We start from the raw sequence: 12550 nt of genomic DNA, 5'->3' as shown, positions 1-12550 counted from the left end.
CCTTCGCCTACGAGCCGGACTTCAGCTTTTTGTTGGTCTCGATCAGATAGGGGCTCTGCTTGATGCCCCATTTGGTCTCGAGCGCGAGCAGCTTGCCGCTCTTGTGCCAGTCGACCGACATGTCCTTGATCAGCTTGCCGAAGGCACCGTCGAGATCGTCGAGGCGCACGCCGATCGCCCAGAGCTGCGGATCCTCCGAGACCAGCGGCATCTCGTAATTCGCCCATTTCGGATCGCCGCCCGAGAGCGTCGAGACGATCAGCGTGTCGTCGAACAGGAAGGCGACGCAGTTGTTGCCGAGCAGCGCATTCAGCCCGTCCGGCACCGAGGGGAACACCACCATCTCCGGCGAATACATCTGCGAGACGCGGCGGTTGTAGTAGGCGCCCTGCACGGCGCAGACCTTGCGGCCCTTGAGGTCTTCCCACTTCTTCAGGCCGGCGCTCTTGGGCGCGAGCACATTGGTGGCCCCCGCATAGTAGTTCGGCTCGATCATGCCGATCTGCTTGCGCCGGTCCTGCGTGTCGCCGAGCGTCGCCAGGATCATGTCGATGCGGCCCTGGCGCAGGAACTCGATACGGTTGGCGGCGATCACCGGCACCATCTCGAGCTTGACGCCGATCTTGCTCGCGACCTCCTGGGCGAGATCGATCTCGAGGCCGACGATCTTGCCTGACGGATCGAGGAAGCCCCAGGGCTTGTAGTCGTTCTTGACGCCGACGGTGAGGACGCCCTTTTCCTTGATCTTGGCGAGCGTGTCCTGCGCGAAGGCCGGCACGGCGGCAAGCGTGGCGGCGAGTGCGAATGCCAGGGCGGTCAATCGTTTCATCGGTCGCGATCCCCTTGTTTTCTTATGAAGCCCTAGCTTCGGGTGGATCGGCGCATAGATTTGACTGGATGCGACGCTTTCTTGACTCTCAGCGGCGAGCCGGGCGGACCTCCTGCACACGCTCGGTCCGTGGCGGATGGCCGAAGCGCTCGCGATAGCTGCGCGAGAAATGGCTGGCGCTGGCAAAACCGCAGGCGAGCGCCGTCTCCAGGATCGAGAGGCTGGTCTGGCGCAGGAGGTCGCGGGCGCGGTCGAGGCGCAAGGCGAGATAGTGCTCGCCGAGCGAGCGGCCGAGATGCTGGCGGAACAGCCGCTCGAGCTGGCGTAGCGAGACGTTCGCGAGCCGAGCGAGGCCCTCGCGCGACTCTGGGGTCTCGATGGTCTGCTCCATGCGGGCGATCACGCGCAGCAAGGGCGCATGAGCGATGCCGAGCCGCTCGCGCAGCGGCATGCGCTGCGGCCCCGCCCCTTCCCGCACATGGGTCTGCAGGAACCATTCGCTGACCGCGAGCGCGAGCTCGCTGCCGTGCTCGCGCGCGATCACGGCGTGCAGCATGTCGAGCGGCGCCGTGCCGCCGCTGCAGGTCAGCCGGTCGCGATCGATCTCGTAGAGCGAGCGCCGCAGGTCGAGATCGGGATATTCCTCGAGGAAAGCCGGCGCGTGCTCCCAGTGGATGGTGAAGCGATAGCCGGAGAGCAGGTTGGCGCGCGCCAGCAGATAGGGGCCGCCCGAGACGCCGCCGATCTTCACGCCGCGCCGCGCGAGCTGACGCAGCCAGGCGAAGGTCGGCTGGTGATGGAATAGGGCCGGATTGCCGCCGGCGCAGACGAAGAGATAGTCAAGCCTGAGATCGGCGCCGACGCTGGCATCGGCGGCGATGGCGACGCCGTTCGAGGCCGGCGCCGCGGCGCCGTCGATCGAGACATGGCTCCAGCGATAGAGCGGCCGGCCCGAGAGGCGGTTGGCGGCGCGCAGGGGCTCGATCGCCGAGGCGTAAGGCAGCAACGCGAAGTCTGGGATCAGCAGGAAGCCGACATGGGTCGGCGCGCTGTCGTCGCTATCAGGCAATCTGATGTCGCTATCGAGCATGTCGGCGAGCCTATGTCGGTCAATCTCCTGATGACAAGACCGCCCGGACCCAATGATGCGCTATTCCATCTTCTCGCTGCTGTCCCAGACGCTCCAGGGCCACAAGGGCTGGACTCCGGCCTGGCGCGATCCCGCGCCGAAGCCCGAATACGACGTGATCATCATCGGCGGCGGCGGCCATGGCCTGGCGACGGCGCATTACCTCGCCAGCCGGCACGGCATCACCAATGTCGCGGTGCTGGAGAAGGGCTATCTCGGTTCCGGCAATGTCGGCCGCAACACCACGATCATCCGCTCGAACTACCTGCTGCCGGGCAATACCCCGTTCTACGAGCTCTCGATGAAGCTCTGGGAAGGGCTGGAGCAGGACCTGAACTACAACGCCATGGTCAGCCAGCGCGGCGTCTTGAACCTCTACCATTCCGATGCCCAGCGCGACGCCTTCGCTAGGCGCGGCAACGCGATGCGGCTCGCCGGGGTCGATGCCGAACTGCTCGGCAGCGAGCAGGTCCGGGCGATGCTGCCCTATCTCGATTTCGAGAATGCGCGGTTCCCGATCCAAGGCGGCCTGCTGCAGCGCCGCGGCGGCTCGGCCCGGCACGATGCCGTCGCCTGGGGCTTCGCCCGCGCCGCCGACAGCCGCGGCGTCGACATGATCCAGAACTGCGAGGTCACCGGCATCACCATGTCCGGCGGGCGCGCGATCGGCGTCGAGACCTCGCGGGGGCCAATCCGAGCGAAGAAGATCGCCATGGCGGTCGCCGGCAACTCGTCGCGCGTCGCGGCGATGGCCGGAATGCGCCTGCCGATCGAGACCCATGTCCTGCAGGCGTTCGTCTCGGAAGGGCTTAAGCCGCTGATCGACTGCGTCGTCACATTTGGCGCCGGGCACTTCTACATCAGCCAGTCCGACAAAGGCGGCCTCGTCTTCGGCGGCGACATCGACGGCTACAACTCATACGCCCAGCGCGGCAACCTGCCGGTGATCGAGGACGTGATGGAGTCGGCGATGGCGCTGTGGCCCGGCCTCGGCCGGGTGCGGATGCTGCGCCATTGGGGCGGCGTCATGGACATGTCGATGGACGGCTCGCCGATCATCGATACGACGCCGGTCGACGGGCTCTATCTCAATGCCGGCTGGTGCTATGGCGGCTTCAAGGCGACGCCGGCCTCGGGCTTCTGCTTCGCCCATCTGATCGCGACGGGCCAGCCGCACGAGGTCGCCACCGCCTATCGGCTCGACCGCTTCGCCACCGGGCGGGTGATCGACGAAAAGGGCGCCGGCGCCCAGCCGAACCTGCACTGACCGCGCGCTGCCGAGGATCCCATGCGCATCACTTGTCCCCACTGCGGCGCGCGCGACGCCCAGGAATTCAGCTATCTCGGCGCCGCCGATCTGCAGCGCCCCGAAGGCATGGCGGCGAGCGAGGCCGCGATGGCCGATTACGTCTATCAGCGCGACAACCCGGCCGGCGTCCATCGCGAGCTCTGGTATCACGGCGCCGGCTGTCATGCCTGGCTGGTGGTGACCCGCGACACCCGCAACCATGCGATCACCGCGGTCGAGCCGGCGAAGGCGCGCAAGGCGGGAGCGGCGGCATGAGCACCCAGCCTTTCCGCCTCGCCTCCGGCGGCCTGATCGATCGCGGTCATCCGCTGGATTTCAGCTTCGACGGCGCCTCCTATCGCGGCTATGCCGGCGACACGCTGGCCTCGGCGCTGCTCGCCAACGGCGTGCGCCTGGTTGGCCGCTCCTTCAAATATCATCGCCCGCGCGGCATCCTCTCGGCCGGGCCAGAGGAGCCGAACGCGCTGGTCGAACTGCGCTCCGGCGCGCGGCGGGAGCCCAACACCCGCGCCACGGTGGTCGAACTGTTCGCCGGGCTGGAGGCGGCGAGCCAGAACCGCTGGCCTTCGCTCGCCTTCGACCTGCTCTCGATCAACGGGCTGATCTCGCCGGCCCTCGTCGCCGGCTTCTACTACAAGACCTTCATGTGGCCGGCCTCCTTCTGGGAAAAGCTCTACGAGCCGCTGATCCGGCGCGCCGCCGGCCTCGGACGCGCCGCCGGAGCGGAAGATCCGGACCATTACGAGAAGGCCTTCGCCTTCTGCGACCTGCTGGTGATCGGCGGCGGGCCGGCCGGTCTCTCCGCTGCGCTGGCGGCCGGGCGCAGCGGCGCCCGCGTGATCCTCTGCGACGAGGATTTCCGGCTCGGTGGACGGCTGCTGGCCGAGAAGCGCGAGATCGACGGCAAGCCAGCCTCCGAATGGCTCGCCGCGACGCTGGCCGAGCTCGAAAGCCTGCCGGAAGTGCGGATCATGCCGCGCACCACCGTGTTCGGGCTCTATGACCACGGGATCTACGGCGCGGTCGAGCGCGTCGCCGATCACCTGCCGCAGCCGCCGGCGCATCAGCCACGCCAGCGCGGCTGGCGCATCCATGCCAGGCGGGCGATCCTCGCCGCCGGCGCGCTGGAGCGGCCGATCGTCTTCGCAGGCAATGACCGGCCCGGCGTGATGCTGGCCGGCGCGGTGCGGACTTACGTCAATCGCCATGGCGTCCTGCCCGGCCGCGAAACCGTGCTGTTCACGGCCGGCGACGATGGCTGGACGACGGCGCGCGATATCGCCGCGGCTGGCGGCAAGGTCGCGGCGATCGTCGATTCCCGCCCCGCCGATCCCGTCCGCAAGGCGCTCGCCGACAAGCTCGGCGCGCGGCTGTTCGCCGGCGGCGCCGTGACGGGCGCGCGTGGCGGGCGGCAGCTCAGCGGCGTCACCATCCGCGATGCCTCGGGCGCGGTGAGCGAATTGTCCTGCGACCTGCTCGCCGTCTCCAATGGCTGGAATCCGACGCTGCACCTGACCTCGCACCAGAACGGCAAGCCGGCCTGGGACGAGAGCCTACAATGTTTCGTGCCGGGAACCGTCCCTGCGGGACTCGCGGTCGCCGGCAGCGCTGCCGGGCGTTTCACCCTGGCGCAGGCGCTGGAGGACGGCGCGAGGTTGGGGAACGAGGCGGCTGTCGAAGCTGGCTTCGCCGCCAAGTCGGCCGAGCCGATCCCGACGACCGACCCCGAGACAAACGGGCTTTCGCCGGTCTGGCGGGTGTCCGGCGGCAAGGGAAAAGCCTTCGTCGACTACCAGAACGACGTCACCGACAAGGATGTCGAGCTCGCCGCCCGCGAGGGCTTCCGGCCGGTCGAGCATCTCAAGCGCTACACCACGCTCGGCATGGCGACCGACCAGGGCAAGACCTCGAACCTTTCCGGCCTCGCCATCATGGCCGAGCAGACCGGCCGGACGATCCCGCAGACCGGCACCACCACCTTCCGCCCGCCCTATACGCCGGTCGCGATCGGCGCTCTCGCCGGCCATCATCGCGGCAAGGATTTCAGGCCGATCCGGCTCGCACCGACGCATGACTGGTCGAAGGAGCAAGGTGCCATCTTCGTCGAGAGCGGGCCTTGGCTGCGGGCGCAATACTATCCGCGCTCCGGCGAAGCCGACTGGCTGACGACGGTCAACCGCGAGGTCAAGGCGGTGCGCGCCGGCGTCGGCCTTTGCGACGTCTCGACGCTCGGCAAGATCGACATCCAGGGCGCCGACGCCGCCGAGTTTCTGGAACGCGTCTATATCAACGGCTGGAAAGCGCTGCCGGTCGGCAAGGCGCGCTACGGGCTGATGCTGCGCGAGGACGGCTTCGTCATGGATGACGGCACGACCTCGCGCCTCGGCGATACGCATTTCCTGATGACGACCACCACCGCCAATGCCGGCAAGGTGATGCAGCATCTCGAATTCTGCCATCAGGTGCTGTGGCCGGAGCTGGACGTGCGCATGGTCTCGGTCTCCGAGCAATGGGCGCAGGTCGCCATCGCGGGGCCGAAGGCGCGCGAGACCCTGCGTGGTGTGGTCGACCGCGAGCACGATCTCTCGAACGAGGCCTTCCCCTATCTCGCGGCGCGCGCCGTCACGGTCGGCGGCGGCATCCCGGCGCGGCTCTTTCGCATCTCCTTCTCGGGCGAGCTCGCCTACGAGCTCGCCGTTCCCGCCGACTATGGCGATGCGACGGTGCGGGCGCTGATGCAGGCGGGCACCCCCTTCGGCATCACGCCCTATGGCACCGAGGCGCTCGGCGTGATGCGCATCGAGAAGGGCCATGTCGCCGGCAACGAGCTCAACGGCCAGACCACGGCGCGCGATCTCGGGCTCGGCAAGATGATGTCGTCGAAGAAGGATTTCGTCGGCCGGCTGATGGCGGGTCGGCAGGCCCTGGTCGAGCCGGACCGGCCTGCCTTCGTCGGCTTCAAGCCGGTCGATCCCTCCCAGCGCCTGCGCGCCGGCGCGCATTTCATCGGTATCGGCAAGCCGGGCGTGATGGAGAACGACGAGGGCTACATGACCTCGGTCGCCTACTCCCCGCACCTAAATCACTGGATGGGGCTCGGACTGATCAAGGGCGGAGCTGCCCGCATCGGCGAGCGCGTGCGCGCCTATGACCCGGTGCGCAATGGCGACGTCGTCGTCGAGATCTGCTCGCCTGTCTTCGTCGATCCCGAAGGAGCCCGCCTCCATGGCTGAGACAGCGCGTTCATGGGCGCCGCGCAGCGCCTGGGCCGGCATCGCGCAGGCCGGCCAGATCGGCGTGGCCGGTGCAGCCGGCGTCACCGCGAACTTGCTCGACGGCTTCGGCCTGGCGACGCTGATCGCCGCGCCGGGCGGGGCCGCGGCCTTGTCGCAAACCGTGGAAGCGCGGCTGGGCATCGCGCTGCCGACGACGCCGAAGATCGCCTCGGGCGCCGCGCATGACGCGATCTGGTCCGGCCCCGATCAGTGGCTGCTGCGTGCCGCCACGCGCGACGCTTTCGGCAGCCTCCTGGAGTCGCTTTCGGCTCAGGCGGCGGTCAGCGACCAGAGCGATGCGCGCGCCGCGATGCGGCTTAGCGGCCCACGCGTCCGTGACATTCTGGCCAAGGGCGTGATGCTCGATCTGCATCCCGCCGCCTTCGCGGTCGGCGATACCGCCTTGACAAGCATCGCGCATATCGGTGTGCATCTCTGGCGGCTCGCTGACGGGCCGGATGGATCCGTGTTCGAGATCATGGTCGCACGCAGCATGGTGGGAAGCTTCTGGTCCTGGTTCGCCGCCTCCGCGGCCGAATTCGGCTGCCAGATTTCCATCGATCGCTCCACCGGCCGAGGTTGACGGCAGCGCGCCGCGCGCCGTCCCTTCCGCCGACCTTTCCCCATTCTCATTGTTCAGGGACCCGCGCGAGCGGGCCGATCCGTCACATGTCCGATTCTCCGATGATCCTCGCTCTGTCCTGCCCTGATCGGCCGGGCATCGTCGCTGCCGTCTCGACGCTGCTCGCCGAGGCCGGCTGCAACATCCGCGACGCGCAGCAGTTCGACGACCTCGAAACCGGCCGCTTCTTCATGCGGGTGGTGTTCGACCGGCTCGAAGGCGCGCGCAGCGCCGCCGAGATTCAGGGTCTCGTCGACGAGCTGGCAGCACGCTTCAAGATGACCGTCTCGCTGCGCGATGCCGCGGGCCGCAAGCGCGTGCTGCTGCTGGTCTCGAAATTCGACCATTGCCTGGCCGACCTGATCTACCGCTGGCGCATCGGCGAACTGCCGATGGAGATCACCGCGATCGTCTCGAACCATGCCCGCGAGCACATCGCCTCGACCGATCTCGGCGACCTGCCCTTCCATCACCTGCCGGTCAATCGGCAGACTAAGATGGAGCAGGAGGCCGAGCTCTGGCACCTGATCCAGGAGACGCAAAGCGATCTCGTCGTGCTCGCCCGCTATATGCAGGTCCTGTCGGACGGGCTCTCGGCCAAGCTCTCGGGGCGCTGCATCAACATCCACCATTCCTTCCTGCCCGGTTTCAAGGGCGCCAAGCCCTATCATCAGGCGCATGAGCGCGGGGTGAAGCTGATCGGCGCGACCGCGCATTACGTCACCTCCGATCTCGACGAAGGGCCGATCATCGAGCAGGACGTCGAGCGCATCAGCCATCGCGACACGCCGGACGACCTCGTGCGCAAGGGCCGCGACATCGAGCGGCGCGTGCTGGCCCGGGCGGTGCGCTACCACCTGGAAGATCGCGTGCTGCTCAACGGCAGGAAGGCCGTCGTCTTCACCGATTGATTTGGAGCCTCGGTGCGGCCGGAGCTTCGCTGTGCGCCAAGCTCCGGCCCAGCCGCTGTCGAGAGCCGGCAGCGGCGCGAGGACCCGCAGCTCATCGAAGCGTTCGCGCAAACCCACGCCCGATACCCTGCCGAGCGGGCACTGCATCACGGCGATTTGTGCGTGTGCGAAGATAGAGAACGGCAGATCGTTCTTGCAGTGAGGCGGCATGTTGGCGGCGGCAGACATCTTCGCCGCAAACAAGGGGACCGCCATGAAGCGCCTACTCGCCGCTGCCCTTCTCTGCGCCTCAGCGACACTCGCGCAGGCCCAGGCTCAGAAATCCACCCTGTCCATCATCAAGAGCCGCGGCGAACTGATCTGCGGCGTCAGTCCAGGACTCGCCGGCTTCGGCTTGCCGGACGAGAAGGGCGAATGGCATGGCCTCGACGTCGATCTTTGCCGCGCCATCGCGGCTGCCGTCTTCAACGATCCGAAGAAGGTCAAGTTCACGCCGCTCTCGTCCAAGGACCGCTTCACCGCGCTCCAGTCGGGCGAGGTCGACCTCCTGTCGCGCACCAGCACCTGGACGATGGCGCGCGACACCTCGCTCGGCCTGGCCTTCGCCGGCGTCAACTACTATGACGGCCAGGCCTTCCTGGTTCAGAAGAAGCTCGGCGTCGATTCCGCGCTCAAGCTAAACGGCGCGTCGATCTGCCTGCAGCAGGGCACGACGACCGAGCTCAACGTCGCCGACTATTTCCGCCAGAACAACATCAAGTACGAGCCCGTCACTTTCGACAAGGGCGACGAGGCGATCAAGGCCTTCGAATCCGGACGCTGCGACGCCCTCACCGACGATTCCTCGGCGCTCTACGCGCTCATGCTCAAGCTGGTGAAGCCGGACGATGCGATCGTCCTGCCCGAGCTGATCTCGAAGGAGCCGCTCGGGCCGGTGGTGCGCAGCGCCGACCACGACTGGTTCAACCTGGTGAAATGGGTGCATTTCGCCATGGTGAATGCCGAAGAGCTCGGCGTGACCCAGGCTAATGTCGATCAGCAGCTGAATTCGACCAACCCCGAGATCAGGCGGCTGCTCGGCAAGGACGGCAAGTTCGGCGAGGCGATCGGTCTCACGCCCGACTGGGCCTACCGGATCGTCAAGCAGGTCGGCAATTACGGCGAAGCCTTCGAGCGCAGCGTCGGTGCCGGCTCGGTGCTCAAGATCGCCCGCGGCAAGAACGACCTCTGGAGCAAGGGCGGCCTGCAATACGCCCCGCCGATCCGCTGAGCGGTCACTCCGGCAAAGATCGCGCCGCGCCGGAGCGCCGTGGCGACAGCTGACAGTCGCCGCGGCGGCGCAACTTTCTGATTTTGCGCGAATTCTTTCCGTTCAGCCGATTCCGGCTGAACGGAAAGCGCGCTAGGATCACGCCATGCGTGCCCGCCAGATCGAAGTCTTTCGCATGGTCATGCGCTGCGGAACGTTGACCGGCGCCGCCGAGGCGCTCGCGGTATCGCAGCCGGCGCTCAGCCAGATCCTGCTGCACACCGAGGACGAGCTCGGCTTCAAGCTGTTCCTGCGCGTCAAGGGCCGGCTGATCCCGACGCCGGAAGCCGAGGAGATCTACCCCGAGGTCGAGCGCCTGTTCGGCGACCTTGAAATGCTCAGGCGGCGCACGCGCGATTTGCGCCACGGCAAGGCCGGGCTCGTGCGCCTCGCCGCCTCGGCCCCGCCCTCCCTCTCCTTCGTTCCCGAGGCGCTCCGCCATTTCCGCGCCGCGCATCCGAACACGCGCGTGCGCTCCTATGTCGTGCCAGCCGAAGTCATCCTGACCATGCTCGACCGCGACCAGGCCGGGCTCGGCATCGCCATGATGGACCAGCCGACGCCCTTCATCGAGACCGAGGTGGTCGGCTACACCCGCGTCGTCTGCGTGCTGCCAGCCGGGCATCCTTTGGCCGAGCGCGATGCCGTCGGCGCCGAGGACCTCGATGGCGAGACGCTGATCTCCTACCGCGCCGAATCCCTGCCCGGGCAGTTGCTGCGCGACGCGCTGGCTAAGGAAGGGCTGCCCTTCCGGCCGGAGATGGAGATCGACGTCTCGATCATCGCTCTCGCCTTCGTGCAGCAGGGGCTCGGCGTCGCCGTGGTCGACGGCCTCCTGCCCTGGCACAATTTCCCCGGCCTGGTGACGCGCCCGTTCCGGCCGCATGTCGCCCTGCCGCTTTGCCTGCTCACCAGCACGCGCCGGCCGCTCTCGCGCAGCCATGAGCTGCTGCGCAACCATATCCGTACCGCCTGCCGGCAGCTCGATCTCGACCAGCCTGCGCCCACAGCAACCGAGGCATAAGGCCGGCTTATCCGGCAGCGCGGTTTTGGTGTTGGACCCTCGGGCGCACCGCCGCCAAGACTGGCCTGTCCTTTTACCAACAGGCGCATCATGAGCTGGCGTATCGGCGTCGACATCGGCGGCACCTTCATCGATTTCTGCGCGCTGGAGACCGGCAGCGGCCGCGTCGAAACCATCAAGGTTTTGACGACACCAGACGCGCCGGGCCGCGAACTCCTCGCCGGGCTCGACCTGCTGAACGAGCGACATGCCGTGCCGCCGGAGGAGATCGTCTCCTTCGTCCACGGCACCACGGTCGGCATCAACACCATCATCCAGCGCAAGGGCAGCCGGCTCGGGCTGATCACCACCGCCGGCTTCGAGGATGTGATCGAGCTGGCGCGCCTGCGCATGCCCGACATGTACTCGCTGTTCTGCGCCCGCCCGGACCAGCTCATCCCGCGCGACCGCGTCTTCGGCGTCGGTGGACGCATCCTCTCCGATGGCAGCATCGCCGAACCGCTCGACCGCGAGGCTATTGCGGAGGCCGTCATGACGCTCGAGGCGCGCGGCGTCGATGGCGTGATCGTCTCCTTCCTGCACGCCTATCGCAATCCCACCCTTGAGGCGGAAGCGCGGGCGCTGATCGCCGAGCTCGCGCCGGAGCTTTTCGTCTTCAGCACCAGCGAAGTCTGGCCGGTGATCCGTGAATATGAGCGCACCACGACCGCGATCCTGAACGGCTATGTCCATCCGCGCGTCTGCGGCTATCTCGACGCGCTCGAGGAGGCGCTTTCCTCGCGCGGCGTGCCAGCCGGCCCGATGCTGACCAAGTCGAATGGCGGGGTGATGAACGCCGCGACCGGCAAGCGCGCCTGCGTCAACATGCTGCTCTCCGGCACGGCCTCGGGCGTGATCGGCGCGGCCTATCTCGCCGAGCAGGCCGGCGCCAGGAACATCCTCACCCTCGACATCGGCGGCACCAGCGCCGACCTCGCCCTGATCATCGAGGGTCAGCCGCAATTCGGCACCGGCGAGGTCGTCGGCGACTTCCCACTCTATGTCCCCAGCGTCTCGGTGACCTCGATCGGCGCCGGCGGCGGCTCGATCGCCTGGGCCGACGCTTTCGGCGTGCTCAAGGTCGGCCCCGAAAGCGCCGGATCGACGCCCGGCCCCGCCTGCTATGGCCGCGGCGGCGCCCGCGCCACCGTCACCGACGCCATGGCGACCTGCGGCTTCCTCGGCCACACCGCCCTCGCCTACGACCAGATCGGGATGCGCCGCGAACTCGCGCAGAAAGTCGTCGGCGAGGTCGCAGCGATGCTCGGCCGCAGCGCCCAGGCGACCGCCGAGGCGATCATCGCCATCGCCGTCTCCGAGATGTTCGTCGAGGTCAACAAGCTCGTCGCCCGCTACGGCGTCGACCTGCGCGACTTCGCGCTGATGCCCTTCGGCGGCGCGGGGCCGATGCTCGGCTGCTTCCTGGCGCGCGAGCTCGGCATACCCCGCATGCTCGTGCCGCGCCGCCCCGGCGTCGTCAGCGCGCTCGGCGGGCTGATCGCCGATCTGAAGGGCGATTTCATCCAGAGCGTCTTCGCCGCGGCGGAGCCGGCCTCACTGTCGCAGCTGCGCGCGGCGCTGGCACAGCTCAAGCGCGACGGGCTCGCCTGGATCCGCGAGGACCAGCGCTTTACCGGCCCCGTCGTCGAAGCCCTGAGCGCCGATATGCGCTATCATGGTCAGTCCTTCGAGATCGAGGTGCCTCTCTCCGAGAGCTGGCTGGTGGAGGGCGATCTCGCCGCGACCCGTGCCGCCTTCCATCGCCAGCATCTTGCCATCTACGACTTCAACGACGAGGCGGCCGAGGTCCAGATCGTCAATCTGCGCCTCGTCGTCACCGGCGCGACGCCGCGGCCCGAACTCGCCCCGGCGAGCGAAGCGGTCGACGAGGCGGCGGTCCCGGCGCGCTCCATCACGGTCTGGCTCGACGGCGCCGAGCGCGAGGTCGCGCTCTTCCACCGCGAGGCGCTGCGCTGCGGCCAGCATTTCTCCGGCCCGGCCGTGGTGGCGCAGGAGGACACCACGATCTGCATACCCGCCGGTTTCGAGGCGAAGGTCGACGCCTTCCTCAACCTGCATCTCATCCTGCGCGAGGGAGCCTGA

At 67.9% G+C, this 12550-nt stretch carries 10 protein-coding genes; 8 read left to right on the top strand and 2 right to left on the bottom strand.

Annotated features, from left to right (window positions below; genetic code table 11):
• Positions 1 to 7: 7 nt before the first annotated feature.
• Both CXY91_RS20300 and CXY91_RS20295 read right to left on the bottom strand, forming a co-directional pair.
• Positions 8 to 829: a transporter substrate-binding domain-containing protein gene (locus CXY91_RS20300; RefSeq protein WP_100963007.1), complete on the bottom strand. Its 822-nt coding sequence runs from the start codon at positions 827 to 829 to the stop codon at positions 8 to 10.
• An 88-nt stretch (positions 830 to 917) separates the two neighbouring features.
• Positions 918 to 1919 (bottom strand): GlxA family transcriptional regulator, encoded by a 1002-nt coding sequence (locus CXY91_RS20295; protein WP_100963006.1) that lies wholly within the window; start codon positions 1917 to 1919, stop codon positions 918 to 920.
• A gap of 55 nt (positions 1920 to 1974) precedes the next feature.
• On the opposite strand from CXY91_RS20295, the gene CXY91_RS20290 reads away from it, so the two are divergent.
• From CXY91_RS20290 to CXY91_RS20255, 8 genes are all read left to right on the top strand, one after another.
• Positions 1975 to 3225, top strand: a complete 1251-nt coding sequence (locus CXY91_RS20290) for a sarcosine oxidase subunit beta family protein (RefSeq protein ID WP_100963120.1) — start codon at positions 1975 to 1977, stop codon at positions 3223 to 3225.
• Between the two features lie 21 nt (positions 3226 to 3246).
• The gene (locus CXY91_RS20285) at positions 3247 to 3522 is read left to right on the top strand and encodes a sarcosine oxidase subunit delta (protein ID WP_091830315.1); all 276 of its coding nucleotides are present in this window, start codon (positions 3247 to 3249) and stop codon (positions 3520 to 3522) included.
• On the top strand, positions 3519 to 6500 hold the full coding sequence (locus CXY91_RS20280; protein ID WP_100963005.1) for a sarcosine oxidase subunit alpha family protein: 2982 nt from the start codon (positions 3519 to 3521) through the stop codon (positions 6498 to 6500). The genes CXY91_RS20285 and CXY91_RS20280 overlap by 4 nt, the downstream gene beginning before the upstream one ends.
• Before the next feature lie 94 nt (positions 6501 to 6594).
• On the top strand, positions 6595 to 7125 hold the full coding sequence (locus CXY91_RS20275) for a sarcosine oxidase subunit gamma (RefSeq protein WP_158673509.1): 531 nt from the start codon (positions 6595 to 6597) through the stop codon (positions 7123 to 7125).
• Between the two features lie 86 nt (positions 7126 to 7211).
• On the top strand, positions 7212 to 8075 hold the full coding sequence (gene purU / locus CXY91_RS20270; RefSeq protein WP_199777518.1) for a formyltetrahydrofolate deformylase: 864 nt from the start codon (positions 7212 to 7214) through the stop codon (positions 8073 to 8075).
• Positions 8076 to 8328: 253 nt separating this feature from the next.
• Positions 8329 to 9345 (top strand): amino acid ABC transporter substrate-binding protein, encoded by a 1017-nt coding sequence (locus CXY91_RS20265; protein WP_100963118.1) that lies wholly within the window; start codon positions 8329 to 8331, stop codon positions 9343 to 9345.
• Positions 9346 to 9490: 145 nt separating this feature from the next.
• Positions 9491 to 10408, top strand: a complete 918-nt coding sequence (locus CXY91_RS20260) for a LysR family transcriptional regulator (protein WP_100963003.1) — start codon at positions 9491 to 9493, stop codon at positions 10406 to 10408.
• A 90-nt stretch (positions 10409 to 10498) separates the two neighbouring features.
• Positions 10499 to 12550 (top strand): hydantoinase/oxoprolinase family protein, encoded by a 2052-nt coding sequence (locus CXY91_RS20255; RefSeq protein ID WP_100963002.1) that lies wholly within the window; start codon positions 10499 to 10501, stop codon positions 12548 to 12550.

The organism is Allobosea sp. FBZP-16 (assembly GCF_002831785.1).
GTDB lineage: Bacteria > Pseudomonadota > Alphaproteobacteria > Rhizobiales > Beijerinckiaceae > Allobosea > Allobosea lupini.
This window is presented reverse-complemented; position numbering and strand designations above follow the sequence as displayed.